At 70.5% G+C, this 14,949-nt stretch carries 13 protein-coding genes and 2 tRNA genes; 11 read left to right on the top strand and 4 right to left on the bottom strand.

The window, feature by feature from the left end; translation table 11 throughout:
- Positions 1-64: 64 nt before the first annotated feature.
- Positions 65-622 (bottom strand): CGNR zinc finger domain-containing protein, encoded by a 558-nt coding sequence (locus tag ABZS61_RS03720; protein WP_356415559.1) that lies wholly within the window; start codon positions 620-622, stop codon positions 65-67.
- A gap of 414 nt (positions 623-1,036) precedes the next feature.
- The gene (locus ABZS61_RS03715) at positions 1,037-1,450 is read right to left on the bottom strand and encodes an SsgA family sporulation/cell division regulator (RefSeq protein ID WP_003959770.1); all 414 of its coding nucleotides are present in this window, start codon (positions 1,448-1,450) and stop codon (positions 1,037-1,039) included.
- 190 nt (positions 1,451-1,640) lie between these two features.
- On the opposite strand from ABZS61_RS03715, the gene ABZS61_RS03710 reads away from it, so the two are divergent.
- From ABZS61_RS03710 to ABZS61_RS03680, 7 genes are all read left to right on the top strand, one after another.
- Positions 1,641-2,096 (top strand): TIGR02611 family protein, encoded by a 456-nt coding sequence (locus ABZS61_RS03710; RefSeq protein ID WP_356415556.1) that lies wholly within the window; start codon positions 1,641-1,643, stop codon positions 2,094-2,096.
- A 54-nt stretch (positions 2,097-2,150) separates the two neighbouring features.
- Positions 2,151-2,222, top strand: a tRNA-Val gene (locus ABZS61_RS03705).
- A 217-nt stretch (positions 2,223-2,439) separates the two neighbouring features.
- The gene (locus tag ABZS61_RS03700; protein ID WP_356415554.1) at positions 2,440-3,729 is read left to right on the top strand and encodes an extracellular solute-binding protein; all 1,290 of its coding nucleotides are present in this window, start codon (positions 2,440-2,442) and stop codon (positions 3,727-3,729) included.
- 11 nt (positions 3,730-3,740) lie between these two features.
- Positions 3,741-4,733, top strand: a complete 993-nt coding sequence (locus ABZS61_RS03695) for a sugar ABC transporter permease (RefSeq protein ID WP_356415551.1) — start codon at positions 3,741-3,743, stop codon at positions 4,731-4,733.
- Positions 4,730-5,590, top strand: coding sequence for a carbohydrate ABC transporter permease (locus ABZS61_RS03690; protein ID WP_356415548.1), 861 nt, complete (start codon positions 4,730-4,732; stop codon positions 5,588-5,590). Before ABZS61_RS03695 ends, ABZS61_RS03690 begins: the two co-directional genes overlap by 4 nt.
- A gap of 49 nt (positions 5,591-5,639) precedes the next feature.
- Complete coding sequence (locus tag ABZS61_RS03685) at positions 5,640-6,188, top strand: hypothetical protein (protein ID WP_356416394.1); 549 nt, start codon at positions 5,640-5,642, stop codon at positions 6,186-6,188.
- 53 nt (positions 6,189-6,241) lie between these two features.
- Positions 6,242-8,986: a Tat pathway signal sequence domain protein gene (locus tag ABZS61_RS03680; RefSeq protein WP_356415545.1), complete on the top strand. Its 2,745-nt coding sequence runs from the start codon at positions 6,242-6,244 to the stop codon at positions 8,984-8,986.
- On the opposite strand, the gene ABZS61_RS03675 is transcribed toward ABZS61_RS03680, so the two are convergent.
- Positions 8,983-11,436: a hypothetical protein gene (locus ABZS61_RS03675; RefSeq protein ID WP_356415543.1), complete on the bottom strand. Its 2,454-nt coding sequence runs from the start codon at positions 11,434-11,436 to the stop codon at positions 8,983-8,985. The genes ABZS61_RS03680 and ABZS61_RS03675 overlap by 4 nt on opposite strands.
- A gap of 91 nt (positions 11,437-11,527) precedes the next feature.
- Between ABZS61_RS03675 and ABZS61_RS03670 the strand changes: the two genes are divergently transcribed.
- Positions 11,528-11,974 (top strand): SRPBCC family protein, encoded by a 447-nt coding sequence (locus ABZS61_RS03670; protein WP_356415540.1) that lies wholly within the window; start codon positions 11,528-11,530, stop codon positions 11,972-11,974.
- A gap of 39 nt (positions 11,975-12,013) precedes the next feature.
- Positions 12,014-12,085 (top strand) — tRNA-Val (locus tag ABZS61_RS03665).
- A 61-nt stretch (positions 12,086-12,146) separates the two neighbouring features.
- On the opposite strand, the gene ABZS61_RS03660 is transcribed toward ABZS61_RS03665, so the two are convergent.
- On the bottom strand, positions 12,147-12,872 hold the full coding sequence (locus ABZS61_RS03660; protein ID WP_356415537.1) for a 3'-5' exonuclease: 726 nt from the start codon (positions 12,870-12,872) through the stop codon (positions 12,147-12,149).
- Positions 12,873-13,068: 196 nt separating this feature from the next.
- Between ABZS61_RS03660 and ABZS61_RS03655 the strand changes: the two genes are divergently transcribed.
- Together ABZS61_RS03655 and ABZS61_RS03650 are read left to right on the top strand one after the other, a co-directional pair.
- Positions 13,069-13,668 (top strand): DUF4365 domain-containing protein, encoded by a 600-nt coding sequence (locus tag ABZS61_RS03655; RefSeq protein ID WP_356416391.1) that lies wholly within the window; start codon positions 13,069-13,071, stop codon positions 13,666-13,668.
- On the top strand, positions 13,668-14,903 hold the full coding sequence (locus tag ABZS61_RS03650; RefSeq protein WP_356415534.1) for a hypothetical protein: 1,236 nt from the start codon (positions 13,668-13,670) through the stop codon (positions 14,901-14,903). Before ABZS61_RS03655 ends, ABZS61_RS03650 begins: the two co-directional genes overlap by 1 nt.
- Positions 14,904-14,949: the final 46 nt, after the last annotated feature.

Raw genomic sequence — 14,949 nt, 5'->3', positions numbered from 1 at the left:
GGCCTCCGGGACCGCCGCATCGCCCGCCACCCTGCAGGGGTCCGTCGGGCGCGTGCGGCGACCGTCAGCGCGCCGCTTCCCTGCGGCGTGCCCGGTACGCGGCGACATGGAGCCGATTACCGCAGGTGCGGCTGGAGCAGTAGCGACGCGAGCGGTTGCGGGACAGATCGACGAACGCGCGCCGGCAGTCCGGCGCCTCGCAGCGGCGCAGCCGCTCCTGTTCGCCCGCCACGACGATGAAGGCCAGGGCCATTCCGCAGTCGGCCGCGAGATGGTCCGAGACGGAGGCGTCCGGCGCGAAGTAGTGGACATGCCAGTCGTAGCCGTCGTGGTTCGTGAGCTGTGGGGTGGTGCCCGCGGCGGCCACCAGCCGGTTGACGAGATCGGCGGCCGTGCGGGCGTCGGGCGCCGCGAACACCTGCGCGAATGAGCTCCGCACGTCCCGTACGGCGCGCAGGTCCTTCTCGCCAAGCTCGCCCACGCCGCTGATGAGATGGCGTTCCGCGAAGTCGTAGAGCGCATCGACGTCGGGGAGTCCGTCGGCCGGCTCGCTCTCCGGCGCGGTGTTCACCAGATCGACCACCGTGTCGAGGGCGATCCGGGTGTCGTGTGGGATCAGCACGCTTCGCTCCCTGGCCTCCGGCGGGCGGGTGCCCGCCGATGCCGGGTGACTCTACTGGCTCGGCGAAGGCGCCACGGGCCCGGTAGGGGCTTACGGGCGAGCGGGAGGGCCTTTGCCGGTCGGGCGTGCCGCTGGAGCGCGTGACGGCCGCCTGGCGGCTCTGGTGGTCACTCGACGGTCACTCGTGAGTCGCTTGGGTACTTGTGGGGTGGGTGGGGCACGTGGGGTCACAGGGGGCGGGACCGTGACTGTCGGTCCCGGGGCCGGCGGTGGGAAGGGCCCGCGCCCCCGGCGCGCGCCGACGCCGTCGCCGCGGTGGGTTCCGCGGCGACGGCGCCGGTGTCTGCCGTATGAGGTTGTCCGCGCGACGCCGTCTCCCCGAGTCGGACGGCGTCCCGCAGCTCTCGGCCTGGTTCAGCTCTCGGCCAGGATGTGTGAGAGCTCCGTATCGAGATCGAAGTGACGATGCTCGGTGCCCGGCGGAACCGCGGCGTCGGTCCTCTTCAGGAACGACTCCAGGGCCCTCGCAGGAGCCTCTAGCAGGGCTTCTCCCTCCGGGGAACTCAGTGCGATGCAGACGACGCCCTGGCCGTGACTACGAGATGGCCAGACACGGACGTCTCCGGTGCCGGTGGGCCGGTGCAGCCCTTCGGCAAGGAGGTCACGGGCGAAAACCCACTCGACCGTCTCCTCCGCTCCGGTGTGGAAGGTGGCGTGCACGGCATAGGGATCGGCCGTGTCATACCGCAGGCCCGCGGGTACAGGCAGTGAGGACTCGCTCGACACAACGAGGCGCAGGTGCAGCTCGCAGCTGACCGTGGTGTTCATAAGCGCCAGGGCCTTTCGCTCAGTGTGCGCTCGGGGATTCGCACGTCGGCGAAATCGACATGCCACCTACGGTGGTGTTGTAAACCCCTCTGACCTATTTGTGATGCTTCGGGCGTGTTGTGGGGCGGTGTGTAACTTTGGGTGATGCGTCCATTCCAGTGACCGACACCGTTCGGGTAGGTTGGGGCTCATGAATGCGGAGAGTGACGAGCGGAGCGAGGTCGCCTCACGGCCGGCCGCGGAGTCCGCGACGGGGGATGCGGCGAAGGCCGAGAGGGAGCTGGGCTCGCGGGCGCCCGGGTTCATCAAGGCCTCGCGGCTGTTGCATGTGAGCTGGCAGGTCGGCATTTTCGTCGTCGGTCTCGCGGTGGTCGGAGCCGGCATCGTGATGCTGCCGCTGCCCGGCCCCGGGTGGCTGGTCATCTTCGGGGGCATGGCGATCTGGGCGACCGAGTTCGTGTGGGCGCAGCTCGTCCTGCGCTGGACCCGGCGCAAGGTCACCGAGGCCGCCCAGCGCGCCCTCGATCCCAAGGTGCGGCGGCGCAACATCATCCTCACCGCGGTGGGGCTCGTGATCATCGCCGTACTGGTCGGGATCTACGTCTGGAAGTTCGGGATCACCATGCCGTGGAAGATCGAGCAGTGACCCGTTGATGGTCCGGAGGCACTGCTGACATGGGGTAATGTTTGCGGTGCGCCGGGGCGATTAGCTCAGTGGGAGAGCGCTTCGTTCACACCGAAGAGGTCACTGGTTCGAACCCAGTATCGCCCACCCCGTACCGATGGCCCGGAAGCTTCACTCGAAGCTTCCGGGCCATCGGCGTTTTTGCGTGCAGGTGTTCGGCGGGCCGGGCGTTCCGCCGCAGTTGTTCGGCGGGCCGGGCGTTCCGCCGATTTTCGCCCGAACCGTTGACGAGCCGGGTGCCGCTCCCTACCTTGACCCAGCAAGCGCTTTCTAAAACGATTCAATGCGATGGTGGGGGCGAGAGATGTCTCGGAACAACGGCATGGACCGGCGGCAGATGCTGAAGCTGGCCGGCCTCTCGGCGGCCGGTCTCGGACTGACCGCAGCCGGTTGCGGTTCGGGCGGAAGCGGCAGTTCCGGGGGCACGGTCACCATCCGGCACTCCTGGTGGGGCGCCGACGACCGGGCGAAGAAGGTCCAGCAGTGCGTCGCACTCTTCGAGAAGAAGCACCCGAAGATCAAGGTGAAGACGGACTTCCAGCAGTACCCGGACTTCTGGAAGAAGTTCAACACGCAGGCGGCCGGCGGCAACCCCCCGGACGTCATCCAGAACGCCGTGACATTCCTGCGCAAGTACGAGGCGAAGAACGTCCTCCTCGACCTCCACCCCCAGGTGGAGAAGGGCAACCTCAGCCTCGACGGCTTCCGTTCCGGGTTGGAGAAGTTCGCCGAGGTCGACGGCAAGCTCCTCGGCGTGCCGGTCGGCAGCAACTCGATGGCCCTCGTCATCGACGAGAGGGTCTACGAGAAGGCCGGCATCGCTCCCGAGATCGGCTGGACCTGGGACGACTGGTACGCGGGCCTGCAGAAGATCAAGAACGGCCAGAATCTCGCCGGTGACGCCGGACCGCACGGCGTGATGTACCTGTACGACCTGATACTCCGCCAGAACGGCAAGGCCTTCTTCACCGAGGACGGCATGGGCTTCGGCGAGACCGAGCTGCTGCCGTACTGGACCGAGGCCCTGGCGCGGGTCAAGTCCGGCGTCTACGCCGACCCCAAGAAGGTAGAACAGGTCAAGCCGGCCTCCGCGACCGCCAAGGGACTCTCCGGCGGTGAGTTCACCTGGGACAACTTCTCCGTCCGCTACAGCGCCGAGGGTAAGAGCAGCTACGGCCTCGCGCCCATCCCCAGCACCGACGGCAAGAAGACCGGCCAGTACCTGGGTTCGCTGATGCTCAGCGGCACGGCGCGCACCAAGCACCCGGCCGAGGTGGCCACCTTCATCGGCTTCATGACCCACGAGCCCGCGGTCGCCAGGATCATGGGGTACGACCGCGGCGTGCCCGCCACCACCGCCCAGTTCGAGGCCTACCAGCCCGCCGACGCCCCCAGCAAGGCGATTGCCGCGTACGAGTCCGCGATCGCCGGCGCGGGCATCCTGGAGCCCATCACACCGCACCCGGCGGGCGCCGACGTGATCGAGGCGGCCTTCCTGCGCATCTCCGCCGACCTCTCGCTGGGCAAGGCCTCACCGAAGGACTCCGTGAAGCAGTTCTTCTCCGAGGCCAAGACCGCCCTCGCCTCGAACTGAGAGGGACCGCGGTGACTCACATCCAGACCTCCTCGGGCGCACTCGCGCCCGGGGACGACCGGTCCGCGGAGAAGCGGACCGGTCCCGTGGGAGACGTGCCGCCTGACGGCCCCGGGCGGGCCGGCAGCCGCGAGAACCTGGCCGGCTACCTGTTCATGTCGCCCTGGATCGCGGGCTTCCTGTTCCTGATCGCCGGGCCCATGGTGTTCTCGCTGTACCTCTCGTTCACCGAGTACAACCTGTTCGAAGCCCCGCGCTGGATCGGCCTGCAGAACTTCACCGACATGTTCGCCGACCCCCGCTGGCGCCAGTCGGTCAAGGTCACCTCCTGGTACGTACTGATCGGCACCCCGGTCAAACTGGCCGCCGCACTCGCCGTCGCGATGCTGCTCGCGCAGAAGCGGTGGGGCCAGTCCTTCTACCGGGCGGCCTTCTACGCCCCGTCCCTGATCGGCGCGAGCGTGTCGGCGGCCATCGTCTGGCGCGCGCTGTTCTCGGACGACGCCCTCGTCGACCGTACGCAGAAGGTGTTCGGCGTCGAGGCTGGCGGCTGGATCGGCGACCCCGGGATGATCATCTACGCGCTGATCGCCCTCACCGTCTGGCAGTTCGGCGCCCCGATGGTCATCTTCCTGGCCGGTCTCAAGCAGGTCCCGCGCGAACTGTACGAGGCGGCGGAGGTGGACGGGGCCGGCCCCTGGCGCAGGTTCTTCCACATCACCCTGCCGATGATCTCGCCGGTGCTGTTCTTCAACGTCCTGCTGGAGACCATCCACTCCTTCCAGATCTTCGGCTCCGCCTACATCGTCAGCAACGGCAGCTGCGGACCGGCCGACGCGACGCTCGTCTACACCTGCTACCTGTACGAACAGGGCTTCGTGAACAGCCGGATGGGGTTCGCCTCCGCCATGGGGTGGCTGCTGCTCGTCGCGGTCGGCCTCGTCACCGCCGTGCTGTTCTGGTCCCAGAAGCGCTGGGTGCACTACGAGGAGGGCGGCCGATGAGTCTCCGATACGCAGCCGTACGGCGCCGGGGACCCGGCGCATTCGCCTGGCACCTCGGTGCACTGGTCATCCTCGCCGTGGTCCTCTACCCGGTGGTGTGGACGATCGGCGCCTCGTTCAAGCCCAGCGCGGACATCATCGGCGCCCTCGACCTGTTCCCGACCGATCCCATCACGGACAACTACACCCGGCTCACCGAGGGCATCGCCGACATCCCCATCTCGACGTTCTTCCTGAACTCCGCCTACATCGCGGTCGGTTCGGTCATCGGTGTCGTGCTGTCCTGTTCGCTGACGGCCTACGCCTTCGCGAAGGTCCGCTTCGCCGGCCGCAACGTCATGTTCACCATCATGATCGGCACCCTGCTCCTGCCGTACCACGTGCTGATCATTCCGCAGTACGTGCTGTTCCAGAAGCTGGAACTGATCAACACCTTCACGCCGCTGCTCATCGGCAAGTACCTCGCCACCGACGCCTTCTTCGTCTTCCTGATGGTGCAGTTCATGCGTGGCCTGCCCAAGGAGCTCGACGAGGCGGCGCGGCTCGACGGCTGCGGGCACCTGAGGATCTACTGGTCCATCGTCATGCCGCTCTGCCGTCCCGCGCTCATCACCAGCGCCATCTTCACCTTCATCAACGCCTGGAACGACTTCATGGGGCCCCTGCTCTATCTCAACGAGCCGGACAAGTACACCGTCTCCATGGGGCTGAAGATGTTCATCGACCAGGACGCCGTGGCCGACTACGGCGGCATGATCGCCATGTCACTGGTTGCCCTGCTGCCCGTACTGGCCTTCTTCCTCGCCTTCCAGCGCTATCTGATCGACGGCATGGCCACCTCCGGCCTGAAGGGCTGAGGCAGCCGTGACGACGAAGACCCGCACCGCGGAACGCCGGTCGCGATTCATGGACCGCTTCGGCCTGTTCTCCGAATGCCTGCTCACCGGCGTATGGATCGCCGTCGCCGCCCTGCCGCTCCTCACGTTCCCCGCGGCCTTCGCCGCGGGGACCCGGCACCTGCGCCGCCATCTGGCGGGCGAGCAGGGCGGCCTCGGGGAATTCGTCACCGACGCACGCGCCGCCGCCCGCCGCGGATGGCTCGTCGGCGTATCCGTGTGGGCCGCCGGAGCCCTGCTGTGGCTGGATCTGTCGGCCGTACGGGCCGGGCTGCCCGGCGGCCCCTTCGTGGGCGCCGTCGGCATCCTCGCCCTGATCGGCTACCTGGTCGCGGTCCTACGCGCCGCCGCGTCGTGGGAGCCCGGCGGCAGCTGGCGGACCCTCCTCGCCGCCGCGGGCCGCCGCACGGTCCGCGACCCGGCCGGCTCCCTCCTGCTCGTCTGCGGGATGGCCGTCGTCGTTCTCTCAGGCGCACTCGTACTGCCGCTGGCCGTCCCCGTCGTCGGGGCCGTCGCCGCCGCGGCCACTGCCGTAGAGGCCCGCCGACTCGCCCGCTGAGACCCCGCACCGTCCTTTCGATGTCCCCGATCCGCACGGAGAGAGGCACAACCATGTCCAGGATGCCCCGCAGAACACTCCTGAAGGCAGCGGCGGCGGTCGGCGCCGCCGCCCAGTTCAGCTGGTCCCTCGGTGCCACCACCGCAACCGCCGCCCCGACCGCTGAGCGCACCACCGAGCCCGTCCCCCTCACCTGGCTCGAGCCCGGCGGCCTCGGCGCCGCCCCCGGGTCCACGCTCGGTGTGCCCTGGCCCAAGGGGCAGTACGCGAAGGACCAGACGTTCGCTCTGGCCACCGAGGACGGCAAGGACGTCCCCGTACAGACCTGGCCCATCGGCTACTGGCCCGACGGCTCGCTCAAATGGACCGCGCACGCGGTCGGCCCCGAGGTCACCGCGAAGAAGTTCGCGCTCACCACCGGGGCCCCCGCCGCCCCGGAGAAGAGGGTCACCGTCATCCGCACGGGCGGCACCATCACCGTCTCCACCGGGGTGATCACCGCCGAGCTCGGCACCAACGGTTCCGCCCTGGTCAAGACCGTCACCCGCGGCTCCACCGAGATCGCCCGCAACGGCCGGCTCGTCCTGCTGCGCCAGAACGAGATCGAGGACGGCGACCAGGGCAACGAGAAGTACGAGCGCTTCGAGAGCGTCATCGACGCGGCCGAGACGGAGCAGGACGGCCCCGTCCGTGCCGTCGTCCGCATCGACGGCAAGCACCGCAAGGGCTCCCGCTCCTGGATGCCGTTCTCCGTGCGCTTCTACTTCTACGCGGGCGCCGACTCCTTCCGGATGATGCACACCATCACCTACGACGGCACCCAGGAACCCGGAAAGGCGAGCGGCGACTTCATCCGCGGCCTCGGTGTCCGCTTCGGCGTCCCGATGCGCGACGCCGCCCACGACCGCCACATCCGTATCGGCGGCGACGGCACCGGCCTCCTGCGCGAGGCCGTGAAGGGCATCACCGGACTGCGCCGGGACCCCGGCGTCGCCATACGCGAGGCACAGTTCGCCGGCCACAAGCTCCCCGACCCCGCCACCTGGGACCAACGGGTCACCACCCGACTCCAGTACATCCCCGAATGGGGCGACTACACCCTCTCCCAGCTCTCCGCCGACGGCTTCGGGCTGCGCAAGCGCACGAAGAAGGGCCACGGCTGGATCCCCGCCGGAGGCGGCACACGGGCCTCCGGCTTCGGATACGTCGGCGGACCGAGCGGCGGATTCTCCTTCGGACTGCGCGACTTCTGGGAGAAGCACCCCGCCCAGCTGGACATCCGCGACGCCCGGACCGACGAGGCCGAGGTCACCCTCTGGCTCTGGTCACCCGAAGCCCAGCCCATGGACCTGCGCTTCTACCACGACGGCATGGAGCAGGACACCTACGCCGAACAGCTCGAAGGCCTCAACATCACCTACGAGGACTACGAACCCGGCTTCGGCACCCCGTACGGCATCGCGCGGACGAGCGAACTCCTCTTCTGGGCCAACGAGTCCACCCCCGCCGCCGAGACCCTCGCCCGACAGGTCGACGCCGTACGCACCCCGCCGCAGCTCGCCGCGCCGCCCAAGCAGCTCATCGAGGCCAAGGTCTTCGGCGGGCTCTTCGCCGAACCCGACCGGTCCACCGCCGCCACGTCGAAGATCGAGGACCACCTGGACTTCCTCTTCACGTACTACAAGGACCAGGTGGAGATGCGCCGTTGGTACGGCTTCTGGGACTACGGCGACATCATGCACACCTACGACCCCACCCGTCATCAGTGGTGCTACGACGTCGGCGGCTACGCCTGGGACAACTCCGAGCTCTCGCCCGACCTGTGGCTCTGGTACGCGTACATGCGCTCGGGCCGCGCCGACATCTACCGCTTCGCCGAAGCCATGACCCGGCACACCGGCGAAGTCGACGTGTACCACCTCGGCAAGTGGGCGGGACTCGGCACGCGCCACGGCGTCCAGCACTACGCCGACAGCGCCAAGCAGCAGCGCATCGCCAACACCACCTACCGCCGGATGTTCTACTTCCTCACCGCGGACGAGCGCGTCGGCGACCTCATGCACGCCAACGTCGACTCCGACGAGACCTTCCTCGCCCTCGACCCCATCCGCAAGATCCGCACCGAGCCCTACACCCCGGACCGGCACGCCTTGTCCATCGGCTTCGGCACCGACTGGAGCGGCCTCGTCTCCGCCTGGCTCACCGAGTGGGAGCGCCGCGGCCCCAAGTGGGAGAAGGCCAGGGACCGGGTGCTGTCCACCATGGAGACCATCGCCGCCCAGCCCAACGGCTTCGTCCAGGGCGTCGGTCTGTACGACCTCGACACGGGCAAGTTCGCGATAGCCGAGAAGCCCGAGGTCGGTGTCTCGCATCTCTCGGCCATGTTCGGCCTGGTCGAGCTCAACGCCGAACTCATCGACATGATCGACATGCCGGAGTTCGAGGCTGCCTGGATCGACTACTGCCGCTACTTCAACGCCACCAAGGCGGAACAGACCGCCCGCTACGGCAGCAACTTCGGCACCCTGCTGCTGTTCCAGGGCCACTCCCGCCAGGACGCCTACGCCGCCGTACGGACCGGCGACGTCACCCTGGCCACCCGGGCGTGGAAGCAGTTCTACAGCAGCGCCGACACCTGGGACTACAAGGAGACCACCGACTGGAGCACCCACGAGGTCGAGGGACCGACCGGACCCGTACCGGGCAGTGAAGCGGCCTGGGTCAGCACCAACTCCACCGCCCTGTACGGACTCGCGGCGATCCAGAACCTCGCACTCGTCGGCGACAAGATGCCCTAACGCATCCGGCCGAGGCTCTCCCGCACCCGGCGCGCGTCGCGCAGCCGCTGCTCGTACGTCGCCCCGAGGGCGAGCAGCAGCAGCCCGGCGAGCGCCGGGGGCGCCCAGCGGGGGAGTGCGTCGAAGACCTGGACGACATGCGGGGCCAGCTCGTGGAGCCCGACCAGCGCCAGGACCGAACCGCCCAGCACCAGGGGCGCCTGAAGCCGGAAACGTGCGCCCACCAGCGTGACCACCAGCGCCGCCACGCCCAGAAGCAGGGGCCGCAGCCAGTGCGGATCGACCCACGCCACCACGAGGCTCGGCACCATCGTCATCGAGAGCGCGGGGCCGTACGCCACCCAGGAGGACGCGGCCGGATCCGTGCGACGGCGCAGGTACCCGACCGCGAACGCGATCACCGACACCGGCAGGGTGTACGCCTCCGGGTCCGACACCTGCGAAGCCGCCAGCCGCACCCACGCCGCCATCACGAACAGCACCGCCGCCACGTACCCCGCCACCGGCCGGCGGTCCGGCCGCACCGCGGTACCCGCGGCCAGCACCCCGCACAGCGCCAGCACCAGGGCCAGGAAGGGCGCGTCCGTCACCGCGAGCGCCACGGCCACCACCGCTCCGAAGGCCCCGGTGAGCTCCAGCGTCAACGCCACCGCGGCCACCCGCAGGCGGGCCCCGAGCAGCACCGTCACCGCGGGAACGACCAGGACCAGAGGGGCCGTGTGCGGCGCGCTCCACCCCAGCGAAGCCCCCGCCGCCGACACGGGCACGATCGCGCACAGGACGGAAGCACCGGCGAGAACCGACTGCACCGCAGCCGCCCTCGACCGGGCCGCCGCACCCGCGAACAGCACCGACAGGCCCACGAACACCGCGTACGTGGCCGGTTCGGCGGCCAGCGCGAGCAGGCCCGCACTCACCGCGCCCACGAGCGCGCACACCAGGGCGGTGAGCGAGAGCGCTCCGGCCGCCTGCCGCACGGCGACCGCCAGCAGCCCCGCCACCAGCAGCAGTTCCACGCCCACCGCCACCGCGTACGGCACGTCCATCACAGCCGGAAGCGTCAGCGCCGCACCCCAGCCCAGGACCATCGCGCCGGCCGCCGCAGCGACACGCCACCCCGGCCGGGGCGACAGCAGCGTGCCGCGCACCCGGTCCCAGCCGGCGTACAGAGCAGCCAACGGGCCCGCCACCAGCACCAGAACCACCGGCGAGGCAGCCGAATCAGGCCACGGCATCGACGGTCCCAGCGCGCCCCGGACGCTCCCCGGCGCCCCGGCCCACACATCGGTCAGCAAGGACACCGGCCCCAGCAGCACAGCCGCCACCGCGGGCGACGCCCACAGCACCGCACCCGCCGTCACCGCCGCGGACGCCGCCAGCACACCCCGGCCCACCGGCTGCGGAACCCGGACCCGTACCACCGCCGTCAGCGCCGCACCGCACAGCAGGTACACCACCACGGACCAGTTCCACGGCAGACCCGTACGCAGTACACCGCCCACCGCGGCCACCGTGGCGAGACCCGCCACCGCACCCGCGGCAGCGGCCCAATCCTTCGGCGCGCGCCATGCCCCGAACAGCGCCACCACCGCACCGGCCAGCAACAGCGCACCCGGGCTCGCGGCCGCGAGCGGTCCATCGGCCGACACCGACCGGCTCAGGCCGATCAGCATCGCGATCAGCCCGGCCGACGCCGCCCCGATACCCGCTGTGATCCGCACCGCGAGCCCCCGGCCCCACAGCGCCACCGCGGCATCCGCGGCCGCGGTCACCAGCAGCGCCCATCCGAAGACCACGGCCTGCGCCCCGGCGGCCCACGCTGCCAGCACCAGCGGCAGCTGCCCCGCCACCACGGCGGCGGGCAGCGGCAGCCGCAGCCGCCCGAGCGCCAGCCCGTACGCCGCCCACGACGCCGTCAGCACCGCGGACGAGACCGCCGCGAAACCGAGCCCGTCCGTGTCCGGCAAGGCCACCGCGTGCAGCGCGTACGCGTCCAGCACCGTCAGCACCAGCGCCAACGCCGCCAGCGCCTCAGCCGTCGCTGACAGTTTGCGCCTCAGCAGCAGCGCGGGAGCCGCGAGCGCGGCCACCGTCACCGTCGCCAGGACCGCCGAACGGCCGGCGATACCCATCTCGCCCCAGCTGAACAGGGTGAACGCGATCGCCGCGATCGTCAGCAGCAGACCACCGAGGACCAACAGCACGTTCTGCACACCGGACGCACCGGACACCGGGGCAGCGGGGGCGGCCCCCACCGGCGGCCCCCAGCCGAACGGTGTGGCAGGAAGCCGTGCGGGAGGTGCCGCGAACGGGGGCGGCGCCACCGGCGCGCGCAGCACGCTCATCAGCCAGGCGCGGCGGTTCAGCAGCTGGAGCCGACGGGCGTCGAGCCGGACAAGTTCTTGGTCGAGGAGCGCCAATTCCTCGGCGGGTGGCGGCACATGTTCCATGTTGGGAGTGTGGCGCCGACCACACGCTCGTACATGCGCTCGGATACTCAGTTCCGCCCATGAGTAGGTCCGCCACGCGCAGACTGGACCCATGGACTGGAACCACTACCGCTTCACCAGCGTCTGGGACCTGCCCGCCGCTCCCGACACCGTGTACGCGGCCCTGGAAGACGCCGAGGACTACCCCCGGTGGTGGCCGCAGGTCCGCGAGGTCACTCCTGTCGACGACACCTCCGCCACGACGCGCTTCCGCTCCTTCCTCCCGTACGACCTGGTCGTGACCGTCGTACAGAACCGTCGTGAGCCCGCGTCCCGGATCCTCCAGGCCTCCATGACCGGCGATCTCGAAGGCTGGGTCCGCTGGACCGTCACCGCGCACGACGGCGGCAGCCGCGTGCTCTACGAGCAGGAGGCCGTCGTCCGCAAGAGGCTGCTGCGCCGCCTCGCCGTACCCGGACGCCTGGTCTTCCGCGCCAACCACACGCTGATGATGCGCGCCGGACGCCGCGGGCTGGCGGCATGGCTGCAAGGAGTTTGAACGGAGACCGCCGGGCCCTGTATGGTTCAACCCGTTCCCGGGCGATTAGCTCAGTGGGAGAGCGCTTCGTTCACACCGAAGAGGTCACTGGTTCGAAACCAGTATCGCCCACCCGGGAAGAGCCGGTCCGTCAGCACCACCGACGGACCGGCTTTCGCGTACCCGGCCCGGATCAGGCCGCCGCCGGCAGCTCCGGACGCAGCGGCCACGCCGGATCCACCGCCTCCGCCTCGCCGTTCTTCTCGAACCACGCCTGCAGACCGCGCGCCTGCGCCGCGTGCCACACCGCCTGCAACGAGTGCAGCTCCGCCGGCGACAGCCGCTCCAGGCGGGCGGAGAACCTCCGCCCCACCGCACGCACCAGCTCCAGCGACGCCGCCGCGTCGGCCGCCGCGTCATGCGCCCCGTCCAACACCACCCCGTACAGCTCGCAGAGATCCGTCAGCGTGCGCCGGCCCTTGCGATAGCGGTCCAGATGCTTGTCCAGGACGCGCGGGTCCAGCACGCACAGGGGCGTGTTCTGCAGATACGTCCCCAGCGACGACGCCCGGTGCCGTTTCAGCTCCCGGTCCAGCAGCGTCAGATCGAACGGCGCGTTCATCACGACGAGCGGCCGGCCCGTCGCGCACTGCTCGGCGAGCGCCCGTGCTATCTCCTCGACGACCGGCGCGGGCCACCGGCCGTTGCGCTGCAGGTGATCGTCGGTCAGACCGTGGATCTCGGTGGCCCCGACGGGTACCGGTATCCCGGGATTGACCAGCCAGCGGGTGACGCGAAGGCGTCCGCCCGCGGTGTCCTGGACGACGAGAGCGGCCGAAACGATCCGGTCCTCCTCGACGTCCACGCCTGTCGTCTCCGTGTCAAAAGCGGCCAACGGCCCTTCGAACCAGTGCATCATCCCCGAACTCCTCGCCCCTGCGCGGCAGATGACGGGATTCCTCTGCCCGATTCGGTGATACCCGGGCCCTTTGCCTGATACGCCGTTTGCGGACCGTCTCCTGCGGTGACAACACAGGAGACGGGAAATGAAGTTGGCCGTCCCGTCAGCGGAGACCGGGCAACCGGTCGGCACAGCCCGGAAGGCACACGGAGCCATGGCGCTCGCGCAGCCGAACCCAGGGGGTCCCGCCCGCGCCGAGGACTACGGGGGAGGACCGCCGCCGCAGCGGATCGCACCACCACTGCGCGGCACACTCGCCACCACCGCCTGCATGGAGACCCTCCAGGTGGGCTACTTGCACGCGGTAGCGGCCGCGGCGGGGTGTTCCCTGTCGCAGCCCTTTCCCGACAACGGCATCGACTGGCACGTCAGCCACGGCGCCCCCGACCACACCGTCGACGACGAAGTGACCATCAAGGTGCAGCTCAAGTGCACCTACCAGATTCCCCCGCACCCACCTGGCGCGGCGTTCTCCTTCACGCTCGACAACGCCCACCTCGTGAAGCTCGCACGGACACCCGTGTCGGTGCACAAGATCCTCGTCGTGATGATCGCGCCCCGCAGCCAGGACGACTGGCTGCGGGCCGGACACGACCGTCTCGACCTGCGGCACTGCTGCTACTGGACCAACCTGGCCGGCCACGCGGTGACGGGCCGGCACAGGACCACTGTGCGGATCCCGACCTCGCGGATCTTCGACGACCGAGCACTCTGCGAGATCATGGCCCGGGTCGGGGCGGGAGGGAGACCCTGATGCACCGGTCGATGGACGAGCCCGCCGGCGGGATGACCCCGGCGGGCACACGCGCGCACCCGTACGCCGAGGACGTGGACCAGGGGCCCGACCCCGCCCTCGTCGACCCGGCCGTACTCGGCACGCTCCTGCGCCGGCACGGCTGGCGCCGTCGCGGGGGTGCCGCCGGGCGCTACAGCCGGTGGACCCCTCCCGGTGCCGCCGCCGCGGGCACCAGCCTGCTCGTGCCCGACACCGCCGCCTTCCCCGACAGCGAGGACCTGCTCGCCGAAGCCCTCACCGCGCTCGCCCGCAGCGCCGCGCCGTCGGCACGTGACGTCCTGGTCTCCCTCGCCGTGCCCAGCGACGAGATCCGCTGGTGGCGCGACGTTCCCGAGGAGGCCGCCGGGGCCGCGGGCTGGACGGAGGCCGAACAACTGCGCACGGCCGCCCGGCAGATCCTGCTCGCCGGAGCACTCGCCGTACGCGGACTCGCCGGCTACCACGGCGCACGCCACCGCGGGAAGGCGCGCGCGGCCCTGGACGGCACCCTCGTCGGACCCGCGCCGGGCGGTCGCCGGCTCACCGTCTTCGTCCCCGTCGCGTCCGGGCGGGCCGTCGCCGTACAGCTCTACCAGGCGCTGCACGCCACCCGGGAGGCCGTCGACTACCAGCGCGCCACCGGAGGCATGGAAGCCTTCGACAGTGCCGTCGCCGCGGGCGTCAGCAGGGAGCTGACCGAGGCGGTCGTCGCTCTGGTCCGGGGATCCGAAGGAACCAGGATCACCCTGGACTGGGCGCCCGCCGCCGGTACGCCCGACGGCTGCCCCGCGCGGCCCGAGCCCGTCGAATTCTCCCCGGGCGACCTGCCCGCCCTGCGCCTGGCAGGGGTGCGCTACCTCCAGGACGAGCCCGCCGTCCCGGTACGGGTCACCGGGGCCGTCGTGCGGCTGCGCCGCTCCGGGCCCCGCGGCCCGGGCATCGTGCGGCTGCGCGTGCTGGCCGGTGCCGAGGTCGCGCACGTCCGGATCGAACTCGACGAGGAGGCGTACCGGATCGCGGGGCACGCCCACCTCGTCGGCCTGCCGCTGCGGGTGGAGGGCCGGCTGGAGAACCGTGGCGGCTTCCGGCGGCTCACCGGAGCCTCGCAGGTCGCGCCCGTCCAGGTGGACGAGGCGGAGCGGGACCGGCTGATGAAGTCGCTCCAGGAGAACGTCGACTTCTTCGAGGAGGCGTGCACCGGGGACGAGGGATAGCCCCCGGGGTACCCCCGCGGTATCCCTTTCGCGTCCGGGGCCTCCG

It is taken from the genome of Streptomyces sp. NPDC005566 (assembly GCF_040605575.1).
Taxonomy (GTDB): Bacteria; Actinomycetota; Actinomycetes; order Streptomycetales; family Streptomycetaceae; genus Streptomyces.
The sequence above is the reverse complement of the archived record's forward strand: the minus strand, read 5'-3'. Positions and strand labels throughout refer to the sequence as shown.